Raw genomic sequence first — 15,208 nt, 5'->3', positions numbered from 1 at the left:
GTGGCAATGGCAACGCAAATCGGCCTGATACGCGGTGGGAATGCGGTCATTATGGCGATACGAAGTTTCCATAAAGGCAACAGATTACTCTCACCTCTGCCGAGCATCTTGATATGACGCACCGGGCGAAAACTTCGCTTCCTGTTACTGGGCTTGACGCTCCCCCAACGGGGTCTTTCTGCAGCGTTGATCGTCTTTGTGTGACTCCGGGTTTCCGTTTCATTAAAATACCGCCTTTGCGCGGCGCAGCATGCGTCCCCCCTCTTACTTCCTCCGCAAAGGTTTGTATGCAACGATCCCCTGCCTTGACGTTCCTGAAAACACTGAGTGTCGCTTTCGCCGCGCTGGCGCTGTCCGGCTTTGCCCACGCGCAGCAGGTCCTGCGCGTGTCCGCGATTCCCGACGAAGCCCCGACCGAGTTGCAGCGCAAGTTCAAGCCGCTCGGCAGTTACCTGGAGCAGAAGCTGGGGATGAAGGTGGACTTCGTACCGGTTACCGATTACGCAGCCTCGGTCGAGGGGCTGGTGAACAACAAGCTGGACATGGTGTGGTTTGGCGGCTTTACCTTCGTGCAGGCGAAGATCCGCAGCAACGGCAAGGTGGTGCCGATCGTGCAGCGCGAAGAGGATGAGAAGTTCAAGTCGGTGTTCATCACGACCAACAAGTCCATCAACACGCTGGAAGACCTGAAGGGCAAGACCTTTGCCTTCGGCTCCGAATCGTCAACCTCGGGCCACCTGATGCCGCGCTACTACCTGCTCGCGGCAAAAATCAATCCGGATATCGACATGAAGCGCATTGCGTTCTCCGGCGCGCATGACGCCACTGTTGCCGCGGTGTCAGGCGGCAAGGTCGATGCCGGCGTGCTCAACATCTCCGTGTGGGAAAAACTGGTCGCACAAGGCAAGGTCGATACCAGGACCGTGCGCGTGTTCTACACGACGCCGGGCTACTACGACTACAACTGGACGGTTCGCAGCGACATGGATCCGGCTCTGCGCAAGAAGCTGACCGATGCATTCCTCGCACTCAACGCAAATGACCCGGCAGGAAAAGAGATCCTTGCCTTGCAGCGCGCAACGCGTTTCATCCCAACCAAGACGGAGAATTACGAACAGATTGAAAAGGCTGCCCGCAATGCCGGACTGCTGAAGTAATAATGAGCTTTGCATTACATGGCGTGTCGGTACGCCATCCATCCTCGCCCGCAAATCATGTTGCGCTGGGCGAGCTGACGCTCTCGATCGCCCAAGGCGAACAGGTCGCGCTGATCGGGCCGTCAGGTGCAGGCAAGACGACTTTGCTGCATACGCTGGCAATGGTGCAGCGGCCGCAGGCCGGTCAGCTTCGCGTTCTCGGCATTGATCCGTGGGCGCTGTCCGAGGCGCAGCGCCATGCCTTGCGTGGGCGAATCTTCCTTGCGCCGCAGACGCCGCCGCTGCCGCCGCGCCAGCGGGTGGTCACTGCGGTCCTGGCGGGGCGCCTGCCGCAATGGAGCATGTGGCAATCACTTGCATCGCTGTTCCGCCCCGCCGATCCGCAGGCGGCTTTCGATGCGCTTGCGCGCTTCAATCTTCAGGACAAGCTCTACATGCGCGTGGACCGGTTGTCCGGCGGCGAACGGCAGCGTTGCGCGATGGCGCGCCTGCTGGTGTCGAAGGCCGAGGCATTCCTTGTCGACGAGCCGCTGTCCGCGCTCGATCCGGCGCTTGCACAGCAGACGCTGTCGGTCCTGCAGCAGGAAGCCGCTGCAAGGAGCGCGACACTCGTCTGCAGCCTGCACCAGGTGGAACTGGCACGCGCGCATTTTGCGCGCATCGTGGGTGTGCGCGCCGGCCATATCGTGTTCGATGCACCGCGCGAGAACGTGACCGATGCCATGATCGAAAGCCTGTACGGCAACGAGTCACGCAATGCTTCGGCGCAGGATGCAGACACCGAGTCGCCGCTGGCGCCAACGACGATCACGCGCTGCTTCTAGAGACCAAACACCTGGCATGGCTTTCTTTTCCCCGAATACAGCGCATCCCGACCCTGCATGGCATGGCCGGATCGCGGCGATCGTCGTGGCGCTCGTCATTCTCTGGCCATTGCTGGTCTGGAGCGAATTCAAGCCGTGGATGCTGTTCGACGAACAGAGCCTGACAGCAACCGGACGCTTTCTCGCGGGGTTCATCCCGCCGGCACATTCGGCAGAGTTCCTGCAACTTGTTGCCGAGGCCGCATGGCAGACGATTGCAATTGCCACCGCCGGCATGGCCCTTGCGCTGCTGGGCGCGATCCCGATGACGCTGCTCGTGACGGAGCGCCTGTCGATCTCGCGCATCGGCACCGGCCGCATCCGGCTTGCCGGGCGCGCCGTGCGGCAGCTGGTGCGCTGGCTGCTGATCCTGCTGCGCAGCGTGCCGGAACTGGTGTGGGCGCTGCTGTTCGTGCGCATCGTCGGTCTTGGCCCGACTGCCGGCGTGCTGGCGATTGCGCTCACTTACTGCGGCATGCTGGGCAAGGTCTATGCGGAGATCCTGGAGTCGTCCGACACGCAGGCCACCGACGCGCTGCTCAACAATGGCAGCGGACGGCTCGCGGCCTTGCTCTACGGCGCATTGCCGGAATCCGCTTCCGAACTGGTTTCCTACACGGTGTATCGCTGGGAGTGCGCGATCCGTGGTTCGGTCGTGATGGGCTTCGTCGGCGCCGGTGGCCTCGGCCAGCGCATGGATGAATCGATGAAGATGCTCGCGGGCGATGAAGTGGCGACGATGTTGCTGGTATTCGTCCTGCTGGTCGCGTGTGCGGATGGCGTCAGCAAGTTCTGCCGCAGGAGGCTTGCATGAACGACAAGACGCTGCCGCCATCGACACCGCTAATTCGCCTGCCGACGATTGCGTTGCTGCTCGGCCTGCTTGCACTCGTCGTCGCGAGTTTTGTAACGCTGCCACTGCAGTGGCGCGCATTGTTCACGCTGGATGCGGCGCGCACCAGCCTCGAATTTCTGCGAGGCTTCGCCCCGCCGGAAATGGCGCCGGCTTTCCTGCAAAAGACCGCGATTGCCTGCGCAGAGACGCTGGCGATGTCCGCGCTTGGAACCGCAATTGCCGCCGTGCTCGGCATCCTGCTGGCACTGCCTGCGGCGGGCCGGCTCGGCGCAACGGCGCGCGGCGCGACCCGACTTCTTTTAAATGCTGCGCGCTCCATTCCCGAGCTGGTCTGGGCGGCCATCCTGCTGATTGCCGCCGGCCTGGGACCGTTCGCCGGCACGCTGGCGCTGGCGGCACATACGACCGGCGTGCTCGGCCGCCTGTTTGCGGACACGCTGGAAAACTGCTCGCCCTTGCCCGAGGCAAGCTTGCGCACCAACGGCGTGCGCGCCACGCAGGCATTCCTGTATGCAACGCTTCCGCAGGCGACGCCGCAGATCATGTCGTATACGCTGTACCGATGGGAAAACAACATCCGTGCCGCCGCGATCCTCGGCGTGGTGGGTGCGGGGGGACTGGGCCAGATGCTGAAATACCATTTGTCGCTGTTCCAGATGCAGCAGGCGGCAACGGTGATCCTTGCGATGCTGGCGCTGGTGGCGGTCGTCGATGCAATCAGCTTTGCGCTGCGCCGGCTGATGACGCGTTAACAACGAGCGTTCCGGCGGCAGAAACAGATTGGCAATGCCGGAAAACACAAAGCCCCGCATCGAGCGGGGCTTTGCAAAGAAACGGGTCAGGTCTGCAGTCGGCTCAGCCGTTCACTGCGTCCTTGAATGCCTTGCCAGCGGAGAACTTCACGGTCTTGGCAGCGGCGATCTTGATTTCTTCGCCGGTACGGGGATTACGGCCGGTGCGTTCTGCACGCTTGCCGCAGGCGAAGCTGCCGAAACCAACCAGTTGCACGGTCTTGCCTTCGGCGACCGACTTGACGATGTTGTTGATGACCGAGTCCAGCGCGCGCTGAGCAGCAACTTTCGACAGGTCGCATTCTGCTGCAATTGCGTCAACCAGTTCCGTTTTGTTCATAATCAATCTCCTCAGAAAAAGGCCTCGATTCTAGCATCCACGGGGCAAATCAGTCTGTATGAATTTTGCACAACTGAAATGTATGCGGGAGCCTTGCAGCTGCGGCAGGCGGGCCGGAATGGCCGCGATCGGCACCGATAAACACGGCCGTTGTCGATCCGACTCCGGCTGACCGACTGCAGGCCGGCCAAGCCGTCCGCACAGAGGAACGGTAATTTCCATTACCCAGCCGCACGCCGACTGCCCCGATACTGCTCTTTGTTGCCGTTTCCTGTCGCAGGCGGATGGAATTGACCGTGACGATCATCACCAAGGGCGGAGGTGGCAGGAAACCCCGCTGCGTGCCGAATCTTGACGGCCGCTATCGTGGCGATCGTCGGTGGTCCGCTCATCGGCAGCAATGTTGAGCGAACGCAGAGCATCGAACCATTCACGTCGATGACAATCTCGATGCTTACGGCTACGCTGAACAAGTTCACGCGCGCAGCGCATCCCGACTTCAGGTGCGCGCCATCGCGGGACTTGCTCAGCGTAACCTTACGCCCAGGTTACTTCTCAGGGCGGCGCACGCACCAAGATCCAACAAACCAGGACCGACGAAGAGGGAGTAAAGGCATAGGGCAACCCGGTGCCTTCATCAAAATGCTCTGCATGAATACCACGACACCACAAGCAGGACCGGGCAGCACCGGACTCCAGCACCGCCGCGTTCTCGTCGTCGATGACAACCTCGATTCCGCCGATACCCTTGCGGTGCTCGTCGGACTGCTTGGCGCAGAAGTGCATGTCGCGCGCGACGGTCCGGCGGCACTGGCGGAAACCGCCTCATTCCATCCGGACGCAGTGCTTCTGGACATCGGCATGCCGGGCATGAACGGCTACGAAGTCGCACGCCGTATCCGCGCGATGCCGGGCTCCGATGCCGTGAAACTGATCGCGCTCACCGGCTGGGGCGAGGAAGAGGACCGCCGCCTCGCACATGACAGCGGTTTCGACCATCATCTGGTCAAGCCGGTCGATGTGGAAGTACTGAATTCCCTGCTGTCGCGCCTGTAGGGGACCGCCCGATTCCGCGTTTGAAGCTTTCAGACCGGTTGCGTTACTCCAGCTGTGTTATCACAGCCGCGATCTTGTGCCGCTCAATTCGGCAGCGCTATGCAGCCGCGCGAAGCTTTTTTGCAAGCTCCGACAAACGATACGGCTTGTTCATGAACGCAAATTCGTCGAGATTGCCATGCTCCGACCTGAGGGTGGGCAGCGGATAGCCCGATGCCAGGATGACTTTCACATCAGGGCAGAGCTTTTTCGTGAAACGCGCAAGGTCGATACCGCTCATGCCTTGCGGCATCATTACGTCGGTAAACAGGATGTCAATATCGCGCCTGCGCTTGAGGATATCGATGGCATCATGACCGTTGCCGGCCGTGAGCACCTCATAGCCAATACTGCGGCAAAGTTCGGCGGCGACCTGCATCACGTCTGGTTCGTCTTCCACAATCAGAACCGTGTCGACAGCTGTATTTGTGTTTCTGTCCGTATTCGCTTCCTCTGCACTGGCGACCGCGGGCAGATAAATGCTCACCGTCGTGCCTTTTCCGACCTCAGTCGCCAGCGCCACTTCCCCGCCGGACTGCGAGATAAAGCCATAGACCTGACTCAAGCCCAGCCCGGTCCCTCTGCCCACCTCCTTGGTGGTAAAAAACGGCTCAAACACGCGGGCTGCCACTTCTGGCGGCATGCCGGTGCCGGTATCGCTGACCGATACTTTGACGTAGGAACCTGCAGCCAGGCTGCCAACCTGCTGCTCGCCGAGTTCGACGTTCTCGGTGGCGAGGATAATCGTGCCGCCGCCCGGCATGGCATCGCGGGCATTGACCACCAGATTCAGCAGCGCCGCCTCGAACCGGGCTGCGTCAAGCGACACAGACTTTAACGAGGATCCGAAGTTGATGTTGAAGGCAATCGACGAATTGCCCGCACGGCGCAGAACGGCTTCGAAGCCGCCGATCAGCGTATTCAAATTGTGTTTTTCGGCCTTCAAGGGCTGTTGACGGGCAAATGACAACAGTTGCTGGGTCAGCGTTGCGCCGCGTGCGACCGCGCGCTGCATACTTTCCAGCAGCTTGATATCGCCCGGATCCTGCAGCCGCATTGAAAACACGTCCAGGCTGCTCGACAGCACCGCCAGCAGGTTGTTGAAGTCGTGGGCAATCCCGCCGGTCAACTGGCCAAGCGCCTCCATTTTTTGTGACTGGAACAGCGCCACGTTGGCCCGCTCGAGCGCTTCCGCCGCCTGCTTCTTTTCCGTGATGTCGCGGGTGATCTTGGCAAAGCCGATCAGTTCGTCCTGCTCGTTGCGGATCGCATCAATGACCACATGCGCCCAGAACCTCGAACCATCCTTGCGTACCCGCCAGCCTTCCTTCTCGAACCGGCCTTCCCGCGCCGCGGTCGCCAGCGCCTGCGATGGCATGTCGCTGCCGCGATCTTCTTCGGTATAGAAGCGGGAAAAATGGGTGCCGACCACTTCATCGCGGGTATATCCCTTGATGCGTTGCGCGCCGGCATTCCAGTTTGTGATGTGTCCCGCAGGGGAAAGCATGTAGATGGCGTAATCAGTGACGCCCTGCACGAGCATGCGAAACCGGTCCTCGCTTTCGCGCAAGGCTGCCTGCGCCGCCTTGCGCTCGGTAATGTCGCGCGTGACCTTGGCGTACCCGATCAGCGCGCCTGCATCATTGCGGATCGGGTCAATCACCACGCTGGCCCAGAAGCGCGTTCCATCCTTGCGCACCCGCCAGCCTTCTGCCTCAAACTTGCCTTCGTCGAGCGCGGTCTGAAGCGCTTTGGCAGGGATACCGGCGAGCCGATCCTCTTCGGTGTAGAAGGCAGAAAAATGCCGGCCAATGATTTCGTGCGCCAGATAGCCTTTGAAACGTTGCGCGCCCGCATTCCAGCTACTGACAAAACCTTCGGGGTTCAGCATGTAAATCGCGTAGTCACTGACACTCGAGACGAGCAGTTGAAATCGCCTTTCATCCGTCAGTTCGTCAGTGATGGTGCCGGTTTTAGTGTTCATTGAAATAGTGGAAATCCACCCAAGACGTGGGAAGGAAGCATGACGTTACGGAGCATTGTAGAAGCCGGTTTCAGGACAGGTTTTGCTGAAAGCCAACTGTGCTCGCGCGGAGGGCTCTGAATAATACACCGGAAGCCGTGTTGCGTTTTTTGAGGAAGGATTTCCTTGCAAATCAACAACAATGGCGGACAGGCCGTGGTGCCGGCAGGCGAAACAACTGCGGATTGCTTTGAGCGTAGCGTCCGACTTCAGGCAATGTCAGCGTCACTTCAGGCTATGCTCGAAGTCCTCGAGTTCGATCTCGATGGCCTTGGTGCTGATCAGGACTTCAATCAGGGAAAACACCAGCGACACCACCAGCAGGAACAGGCTGACGCCGAAGACATACTGGGCGACAAGCAGCATGTCGATGAATACCAGGAACATCGCCAGGGCGCAGAGAATAAAGCTGGTCACGCCGAGCGCCTGCATGCGGCGAATCAGCACGATGCGCAGGCGCAGGTTGGCGATCTGGCGGACGATGGCATCGGTCAGTCTTTCCTGGTTCTGCGTCTTCAGGTTGCGGATCAGCTGCGCCAGTACGAGGAAGCGGTTGGTATAGGCAAGCAGCAGCAGTGAAATGGCTGGGAACAGCAGTGCTGGCGTGGTGAGGTTCATGGCTCCTCCGAAAGTGCCGGGAAGATAGCATGAACCCGATGTTCCTGTGATGACAAAGGCAAGACGCCGGTCGTTGCCGATGCCTGCCCGTGCCAATCGCTACTTGGAATCGAAGGTAGTGACGCCATCCCAGCCGGCACCGGGCGGGTGCTCACGGTAATGCGCGATGCGCTGCAGGTACAACGCATACAGCTTGTCTTCGGGATGTGCCTGCTGCAGTTGATGCAGCAGCTGCTCCGCCTGCTCCCATTGCTGCGCGCGCACCATGCCCAGCGCCGCATGCCATTGCACAAGCTCGGCACGTGTATCCGCTCCCAGTTCCGACGCCAGGCCGAGCGGCTCGTAAATCGGCACCGGTTCGTTCTTGCCCTTGACACGGACACGGTCCAGTTCGCGATAAGCATAGGTGGGAGCGGCCAGCTTCGTCCCTTCACCGACGGCGATGCCGACGCCGTACACCTTGGTGATGCCTTCCAGCCGCGATGACAGGTTCACCGCATCGCCCATCACGGTATAGGCGCGACGGATTTTCGAACCCATGTCCCCGACGCGCATTTCACCGGTGTTCAGGCCGATACCGATCTTCAGCGGCGGCCAGCCGCGTGCAATGAAGTCCTTGTTCAGATTGCCGGCGGTGGCCTGCATCTGCAATGCGGTGCCTACCGCACGCGAAGCATGGTCGGGCAACGCGACTGGCGCGCCCCAGAATGCCATCACCGCATCGCCGATGTACTTGTCCAGCGTGCCACGGTTGCTGCGGATGTCTTCGGACATCGCGGTCAGGTAGCGGTTGATGTATTCGCGCAGGCTGTTCGGGTCCAGCCCTTCGGAGATCGTGGTGAAGCCGCGCACGTCCGCAAACAGCACCGTCAGCTCGCGGCTTTCGCCTTCCATGCTGTAGCTCTGCGGATTGGCGGCCATTTCAGCGACAAGTTCCGGCGCGACGTACTCGCCGAACAGGTTCACGATTGCGCGGCCCTTGCGGTACTCGAACAGGTAACCCCAGGCGATGTTGAAGACGAACAGGCCGGCCACCAGCAGCAAGGCGGTTGCCATCGGCATGACCCAGTGCAACGACTGGTACATCCACAGGTTGAACGCGCCGAGGGAAGCGGCCGACGCCACGGCGAACAGGATGGAAGTCACCGGCGTCAGCACCGGCAGCACGAGGCCAAGCACGATGCCGACCCCGATGATCTGCAACAGGTCGAATGCCGGCGAGAAATCCGGCCGCTGCTTGAACTCACCATCGAGGATGGAGGCAATGATGTTCGCATGCTGCTCCACACCGGGATATTCCTTGTTCACCGGCGTCGCGCGCAGATCGTTCAGGCCCGGCGCCGTGGTACCGACGAGGATGATGCGGTCGAAAAGTTCATGCTTCGGCAGCGCGCCCTTCAGCACATCGGACGCCGAGACATAACGGAATGCGCCACCGTCTGGGCCGCCCTTGCCGCGGAACTGGACCAGCGCCTTGATGTTTGGCTCCACGGGGATACGCACACGCGGCTTCGAATCGAGATCGATCGCCTTGAGCGCGCCGTACTGGCGCAACTGCTCCTCCGACATCAGCGCCTCGTCGGCGTCGAAGAATACCGGCCTGACCGCCGTCGCCCCCAACGCAACACGTGCCGTGGCAAGCGACAGCGACTCGTAGTAGCCCGTGCCGACCTGCCCCAGCAAGGGCACCGAGCGCAGCAGGCCGTCCGCATCGACTTCTGTATTCATGTATCCGCCGGCACGCGCGACGCGCTGCAGCTGCGGCAGGTTGGCGTCGTAGGCTTTCCATGACAATGCATCCAATTGCCGACCGCCGAGGTCGTCCACGGTGAATGCCGGCGGCGGCGGCAATCCCTTCGGCGCCTGGTTCGACATGAAGTAGGACAGCACCACCGGGCGTCCCTCGATCGCTCGTGCGAACCGACCGTCGTAGTCGAGCACTGGCTTGAGCGCCTCCAGCTGCTTGGAGATGCCGGGGACATTCATCAGTTCCTTGTCTGCCAGCCCGACCAGCGTCGCATAACCCGAGCTGGTGTCGGGCTCATTGAACATGACATCAAAGGCAATCGTGCGTGCCTCGTAGTGTCCCGCCAGCTTGTTCACCAGTTCCGCCACAACATCCCTGCTCCACGGCCAGCGGCCGACCTCGGCCAGGCTCTTCTGGTCGATATCGACGATGACAATCCGTGTGTCGAGTTGCGGCTGCTCCACTTGCAATCGCATGTCGTAGAAGAACAGGTCGATCCGGTTGACGAGCGTCGGCGGCAGGAACTCCAGCGACTGCGCTGCCGCCAGCACGGTGAGCAGCAGCGCACACAGCCAGCGGACTCCGTATTTCGAAAAGTGGCGCCGCACGTTCAGCACAATCTCTCCCTGGGATACGTTCAGATCGGATCAGGGCGCGTAGCCCGGGATCCTGGTTTCGTCGACCTCGTCGATCTGTGCCGGATCCATGAACCGCCGCGCGTACGCGAGGTACACCTTCTTGCGGATGAATATGTCGAACAGATCGGGATCGATATGGTTACGCAGGCAAAAGCCGCCGAGCAGATGCAGCGACTCGGACAGCGTCTTGCCCTTCTTGTATGGCCGGTCCTTCGCGGTCAGTGCCTCGAAGATATCGGCGATCGCCATGATGCGCGCCTGCACCGGCATCTGGTCGCCGCGCAGCCCACGCGGGTAGCCCTTGCCGTCCATGCGCTCGTGATGGCCGCCGGCATATTCCGGCACGCTGCGCAAATGCTTCGGCCACGGCAGCGATTCCAGCATGCGGATCGTGACTGAAATATGGCTATTGATGATCTCGCGCTCACGCGCATTGAGTGTGCCGGCGCGGACGGTGAGATTTTCCAGTTCGTCCTCGTCGAGCAAGTCACGCTCTTTGCCGTCCGGGTCAACCCAGCGGTAACGCGCGATGGCGGCCACCCGCTCCTGGTCATCCTCGGACATGCTCTCGCCGCCGATGTTTGCGCGGCGCAGAAAATCGCGGTCGCTGTCGAGGCGCGCCAGCTCGTCGCGCAGGCGTGCGTCGATGGCCGCGTGGCGTGCATTGCGCTGCGGGTCGCTGCCGACGCTGGCCTTCTCCTTCCACGCACGTATTTCAGCATCGCGCTTGAGCACCTCGAAACGCGTATCGATGAGATGGATACGGTCGAAGAGGGCTTCCAGCTTGGTGGATTTTTCCACCACGTGTACCGGTGTCGTGATCTTTCCGCAATCGTGCAGCAAGCCCGCGATCCATAGCTGCTTGCGGTCGCGCTCGCTCATGCAAAATTCCGCCAATGGACCGTTCCCGGTGTCGTGCGCAGCCTGCGCCAGCATCATCGTCAGCTCCGGCACATGCTGGCAATGCCGTCCAGTATGCGGGGATTTCTCGTCGAGACCGATGTTGATCATCTTGACGAAGGACTCGAACAGTTCTTCCAGCAACCGGATCAAGTGCTGGTTGGTCAGTGCAATAGCTGCCTGCGACGCCAGGGCTTCGATGAAGCGCTGGTCGGTTTCGGCAAAGGCGACCGTCGCGCCGGTATCAGGGTCCTGCGCATTGATCAGTTGCAGCACACCGATAACCTCGCCTTCGTGGTTGCGCATCGGTACTGTCAGCAGCGACTGCGAGTGATAGCGGTACTGCTCGTCGAATCTGCGCATCCCCGAGAAGTTGAATCCTTCCCCCTCATAGACATCGCTGAGGTTGACCGTTGCGCCGGTATTGGCGACATAGGCTGCAACGGCATCGAGATTCGGCTCGCCTGATGCATTGGCGAGCGGGATGTCGGGAATGTTCACCTCATTGCCGCTGGCGCCGCCCTGGTACATCCCAAGCGAGTCGTTGATCGAGATATCAAAGTGAAGACTGCGCTTGTCGTCACTGGTGCGATACAGCGTGCCGCCATCGGCGTGCGTCATCGCCTTTGCGGTGCGCAGTATCTTTTCCAGCAACTGCGCGGTGTCGTGATTGGCGCTGAGCTCCACGCTCAGTTCCGTCAGTTGTTCGAGACGCTGAGCAATGACGGCTGGTCGGAGTCCGGTCATGATGGTCGCGCGCTCTGCACCTGCATCGTCAGAAATCGAAAACATCACCGCACTTGAGTGCCCTGAACTCGCGGGTGCCGCCCTCCTCGCGCAACTCCTGCATGATCAGGTCCTCATGCCCGGCCTTCAGGTGATAGATCAGGAACTCGACGGATGGCGGCACTGCCGCAATGTCGTCAAGCAGGGTTCGCGGACAGAAGTGCAGCGAGAGATCGGCCAGTGCCATGTCCGCATTGCGGAAAGAGCAATCGACGATCACCTTGCTCACGGTTGAGTCCTGCTGCAACATGGCCCACAGTGCAGGCGTCGATGCCATATCGCCGGTGAACAGGAAACCGTCCTGGCCGCCGTGCACGCGGTAGGCAACCGATCCTGCGGTGTGGTTGACCGCGTGCGCAACGATTCGTCGCCGGCCAAGATCGAAAGGAACACCGGGCTGCAACGGCTCCCAGCACAAGGCTGGAGATTCGGTATTGGGGATGGCAGCGAAGTCGGGCCACAGCGCCCAATTGAACAGATGCGTCTTCAGGATATCGATCACGGGTTCCGTCGCATGCACGATGATCGGTCCGTTGCGCCTGCCCTGTACGGCATCGACCAGCAGCGCCAGTCCGGCGACATGATCAAGATGACAATGGGTGATGAAGACGTGGTCGATCAGCACGAGCCGGTCGATGTCGAGATTGGTCAGCCCGGTGCCGGCGTCCAGCAGGATGTCGCTGTCGACAAGGAGGCTGGTCGTAAATCGCTCGCGGCCTCCGATGCCGCCGGCACATCCGAGCACATGCAGCTTCATGTTGTTCCTCCCCAGTCCGGCATGCATGACATGCACCTCTATTTTTTCAAACGATTGTAGTCTGAATTGCAGCCCGATTTGTGGCTGAAATATCGGACGCTGCAGGTTTTCCCTTGCCGCACAGGGCTGGATGAAAATTTTGTGAATGTGAGTGATACATTTCCGCAACGCGATCCATTATGATTTCCCATCACGCAATTGTCTTTTGATGGCAGCTTGCGATGGTTGATAACAAATGGATAACACACTATGAGTGCGGTTCTCGGTACGCCCACCACCGGCGGCAAGACGGAAGATGTCAATATCAGGCTGGACTTCTTCCAGAAGCTGCAGGCCGTCACCAACAAGATCCACGCGACCAGCAATATCGACGAGATCATGCTCGACCTGTCGCAGGACATCTGCGAGCTGTTCCATGCCGACCGCCTGACCATCTATGCCGTCGGTGACGACAAGCTGACTATCGTCTCAAAGGTCAAGACCGGCCTCAATTCCATCAACCGCCTGAAGCTGCCGATCTCCGACCAGAGCGTCGCCGGTTATGTGGCGCTGACACGCAGGACTGTCAACATTCGCGATGTGTACGACGATGCGGAATTGAAGTCCCATTCGCCCGAGCTGCACTTCCTGCAGGAAGTGGACAAGCGCACCGGTTACCGTACCAAGCAGATGCTGGTCGCGCCGTTCGTCGATGAGCGCACCAATGAATTGCAGGGCGTGGTCCAGCTCATCAATCACAGGGACGGCACGCCCTTCCCTCCTCTCGCGGAAGAAGGCATCAAGGAACTGGCGAAGACGCTGGCGATCGCGTATGCGCAGCGCCTGCGCCCGCCGCCGGTGGTGCGCTCCAAGTACGACCAACTGGTGGCCGATGCCGTGTTGTCCGTGGCGGAACTGGAGCTCGCCGCACGCTCCGCGCGCCGCAAGGGCGATGACATCGAAGCCGTGCTGGTCAAGGACTTCCAGGTCAAGCAGCAGGCGATTGGGCAGGCCATCGGGCGGTTCTTCAATGTGCCTTACGAGCCGTTCAAGGCGGACCGCGTCAAGCCGGTGGACCTGCTGCGCAACCTCAAGCGCGAATTCGTCGAGCAGCACCTGTGGCTGCCCATCGAGGACGGGCCGCAGGGTCTTGTGATCCTGGCAACCGATCCGGAGCGGGTGAAGAGTGCGCGCCTGATCAACACCATCTTCCCGAAATCGAAGCTCGTCTACCGCGTCACTACCCATCAGGAGTTCCGCCAGACGGTCGACCAGTTTTTCGGTGCTGAGAGCGACATGGGTTCCGTGGGCGAACTGTTGTCCGGGCTGGAGGACGACGAGGAGGAAGTCAGCGATTATTCCGATGAAGACCTGTCGGCGGCAGCCGAGAACGAGCTGGTCAAGCTGGTCAACAAGATCATCGTCGATGCTTATCGCCAGGGTGCATCGGACATCCATATCGAGCCGCGTCCCGGCAAGGAAAAAACGATGATCCGGTTCCGCAAGGATGGTTCGCTGGAACCTTACATCGAGATCCCGGCGACCTATCGCAATGCACTGACCGCGCGCATCAAGATCATGTGCGACCTCGACATCTCCGAGCGTCGCAAGCCGCAGGACGGCAAGATCAAGTTCAAGAAGTTCGGCCCGCTCGACATCGAGCTGCGCGTCGCGACGATCCCTTCAGCGGGCGGCGTGGAAGACATCGTCATGCGTATCCTTGCCGCCGGTGAACCGATCCCGCTGGACAAGCTGGGCATCCTGCCGCACAACCTGGAGCGGCTGAAGGTTGCGATCAGCAAGCCGTACGGCTTGTTCTTCGTCTGCGGCCCGACCGGCTCCGGCAAGACCACGACCCTGCACTCCGTGCTGCATCACCTGAACACGCCGGACACCAAGATCTGGACGGCGGAAGATCCGGTCGAGATCACGCAGAAAGGCCTGCGGCAGGTGCAGGTGAACCGCAAAAGCGGACTCGATTTTGCGACCGCGATGCGCGCCTTCCTGCGTGCCGATCCCGACGTGATCATGGTCGGCGAAATGCGCGACAAGGAAACCGTGTCGATGGGTATCGAGGCTTCTCTCACCGGCCACCTGGTGTTTGCGACGCTGCACACCAACAGCGCACCGGAGTCAATCGTGCGCCTGCTGGACATGGGCATGGATCCGTTCAACTTCGCTGACGCGCTGCTCGGCGTGCTGGCGCAACGTCTTGCCAAGCGCCTATGTGCCAACTGCAAGACAGCCTACGAACCGACCGACGAAGAACTGCAGTCGCTGCTGGCCGAGTATTGCGAGGAACTGAAGAACACATCGGCATTCAAGGATGTGAAGACCGGACAGCAGGAAGTGCTGACCGACTGGACCACCAAGTACGCAGACAGCCATGGCAGCTTCAAGCTCTACCGCGCGGCCGGTTGCGACCAGTGCAACGGCAGCGGCTACAAGGGCCGCGTCGGCCTGCACGAACTGATGATCGGCACCGACCGGCTGAAGAAGCTGATCCAGGAGCACAGCCGTGTCGCGGTGATGCTGGCGGCAGCATTGGAAGATGGCATGCTGACGCTGAAGATGGACGGCATCGAGAAGATCCTGTCCGGCATTACCGATATCAAGCAGGTGCGTGCGGTCTGTATCAAGTAATGCGTGAAGGGGCGG

12 protein-coding genes are annotated in these 15,208 nt (G+C 60.7%); 6 read left to right on the top strand and 6 right to left on the bottom strand.

The window, feature by feature from the left end; genetic code table 11:
- Positions 1 to 287: 287 nt before the first annotated feature.
- Genes ACYVIA_RS14845 through phnE form a run of 4 tightly spaced genes read left to right on the top strand, consistent with a single transcriptional unit; the run spans position 288 to position 3,628 of the window.
- A complete protein-coding gene (locus tag ACYVIA_RS14845) occupies positions 288 to 1,157 on the top strand; it encodes a putative selenate ABC transporter substrate-binding protein (RefSeq protein WP_460842061.1) in 870 nt (289 codons plus the stop codon).
- A 2-nt stretch (positions 1,158 to 1,159) separates the two neighbouring features.
- A complete protein-coding gene (locus ACYVIA_RS14840; protein WP_460842059.1) occupies positions 1,160 to 1,981 on the top strand; it encodes a phosphonate ABC transporter ATP-binding protein in 822 nt (273 codons plus the stop codon).
- Between the two features lie 16 nt (positions 1,982 to 1,997).
- Positions 1,998 to 2,834 carry a PhnE/PtxC family ABC transporter permease gene (locus ACYVIA_RS14835; protein ID WP_460842057.1) on the top strand — a complete coding sequence of 279 codons (837 nt, stop codon included), beginning with the start codon at positions 1,998 to 2,000 and terminating at the stop codon, positions 2,832 to 2,834.
- A complete protein-coding gene (phnE, locus tag ACYVIA_RS14830) occupies positions 2,831 to 3,628 on the top strand; it encodes a phosphonate ABC transporter, permease protein PhnE (protein WP_460842055.1) in 798 nt (265 codons plus the stop codon). Before ACYVIA_RS14835 ends, phnE begins: the two co-directional genes overlap by 4 nt.
- A gap of 103 nt (positions 3,629 to 3,731) precedes the next feature.
- On the opposite strand, the gene ACYVIA_RS14825 is transcribed toward phnE, so the two are convergent.
- The gene (locus ACYVIA_RS14825; RefSeq protein WP_460842053.1) at positions 3,732 to 4,007 is read right to left on the bottom strand and encodes an HU family DNA-binding protein; all 276 of its coding nucleotides are present in this window, start codon (positions 4,005 to 4,007) and stop codon (positions 3,732 to 3,734) included.
- A gap of 651 nt (positions 4,008 to 4,658) precedes the next feature.
- On the opposite strand from ACYVIA_RS14825, the gene ACYVIA_RS14820 reads away from it, so the two are divergent.
- Positions 4,659 to 5,063, top strand: coding sequence for a response regulator (locus ACYVIA_RS14820; RefSeq protein WP_460842051.1), 405 nt, complete (start codon positions 4,659 to 4,661; stop codon positions 5,061 to 5,063).
- A 97-nt stretch (positions 5,064 to 5,160) separates the two neighbouring features.
- On the opposite strand, the gene ACYVIA_RS14815 is transcribed toward ACYVIA_RS14820, so the two are convergent.
- The 5 genes from ACYVIA_RS14815 to ACYVIA_RS14795 form a co-directional block, all read right to left on the bottom strand.
- Positions 5,161 to 7,086 carry a hybrid sensor histidine kinase/response regulator gene (locus tag ACYVIA_RS14815; RefSeq protein WP_460842049.1) on the bottom strand — a complete coding sequence of 642 codons (1,926 nt, stop codon included), beginning with the start codon at positions 7,084 to 7,086 and terminating at the stop codon, positions 5,161 to 5,163.
- A 264-nt stretch (positions 7,087 to 7,350) separates the two neighbouring features.
- On the bottom strand, positions 7,351 to 7,743 hold the full coding sequence (locus tag ACYVIA_RS14810; RefSeq protein WP_460842047.1) for a DUF2721 domain-containing protein: 393 nt from the start codon (positions 7,741 to 7,743) through the stop codon (positions 7,351 to 7,353).
- A 99-nt stretch (positions 7,744 to 7,842) separates the two neighbouring features.
- Entirely contained in the window at positions 7,843 to 10,110 is a 2,268-nt protein-coding gene (locus ACYVIA_RS14805) for a CHASE2 domain-containing protein (protein WP_460842248.1), read from the bottom strand.
- Positions 10,111 to 10,137: 27 nt separating this feature from the next.
- Positions 10,138 to 11,775 carry a GAF and HD-GYP domain-containing protein gene (locus tag ACYVIA_RS14800; protein ID WP_460842246.1) on the bottom strand — a complete coding sequence of 546 codons (1,638 nt, stop codon included), beginning with the start codon at positions 11,773 to 11,775 and terminating at the stop codon, positions 10,138 to 10,140.
- Between the two features lie 28 nt (positions 11,776 to 11,803).
- Positions 11,804 to 12,598, bottom strand: coding sequence for a 3',5'-cyclic-nucleotide phosphodiesterase (locus ACYVIA_RS14795; protein ID WP_460842046.1), 795 nt, complete (start codon positions 12,596 to 12,598; stop codon positions 11,804 to 11,806).
- A gap of 222 nt (positions 12,599 to 12,820) precedes the next feature.
- On the opposite strand from ACYVIA_RS14795, the gene ACYVIA_RS14790 reads away from it, so the two are divergent.
- Positions 12,821 to 15,193, top strand: coding sequence for an ATPase, T2SS/T4P/T4SS family (locus tag ACYVIA_RS14790; protein ID WP_460842044.1), 2,373 nt, complete (start codon positions 12,821 to 12,823; stop codon positions 15,191 to 15,193).
- Positions 15,194 to 15,208 lie beyond the last annotated feature (15 nt).

The sequence above is a fragment of the Noviherbaspirillum agri genome (genome assembly GCF_054780595.1).
The sequence above is the reverse complement of the archived record's forward strand: the minus strand, read 5'-3'. Positions and strand labels throughout refer to the sequence as shown.

Coding starts and splice junctions, on each gene's coding strand:
- ACYVIA_RS14790 (WP_460842044.1), top strand. CDS start 12,821: ATGAGTGCGGTTCTCGGTACGCCCACCACCGGCGGCAAGACGGAAGAT.
- ACYVIA_RS14815 (WP_460842049.1), bottom strand. CDS start 7,086: ATGAACACTAAAACCGGCACCATCACTGACGAACTGACGGATGAAAGG.
- ACYVIA_RS14845 (WP_460842061.1), top strand. CDS start 288: ATGCAACGATCCCCTGCCTTGACGTTCCTGAAAACACTGAGTGTCGCT.
- ACYVIA_RS14825 (WP_460842053.1), bottom strand. CDS start 4,007: ATGAACAAAACGGAACTGGTTGACGCAATTGCAGCAGAATGCGACCTG.
- ACYVIA_RS14840 (WP_460842059.1), top strand. CDS start 1,160: ATGAGCTTTGCATTACATGGCGTGTCGGTACGCCATCCATCCTCGCCC.
- ACYVIA_RS14835 (WP_460842057.1), top strand. CDS start 1,998: ATGGCTTTCTTTTCCCCGAATACAGCGCATCCCGACCCTGCATGGCAT.
- ACYVIA_RS14800 (WP_460842246.1), bottom strand. CDS start 11,775: ATGACCGGACTCCGACCAGCCGTCATTGCTCAGCGTCTCGAACAACTG.
- ACYVIA_RS14820 (WP_460842051.1), top strand. CDS start 4,659: ATGAATACCACGACACCACAAGCAGGACCGGGCAGCACCGGACTCCAG.
- phnE (WP_460842055.1), top strand. CDS start 2,831: ATGAACGACAAGACGCTGCCGCCATCGACACCGCTAATTCGCCTGCCG.
- ACYVIA_RS14810 (WP_460842047.1), bottom strand. CDS start 7,743: ATGAACCTCACCACGCCAGCACTGCTGTTCCCAGCCATTTCACTGCTG.
- ACYVIA_RS14795 (WP_460842046.1), bottom strand. CDS start 12,598: ATGCATGCCGGACTGGGGAGGAACAACATGAAGCTGCATGTGCTCGGA.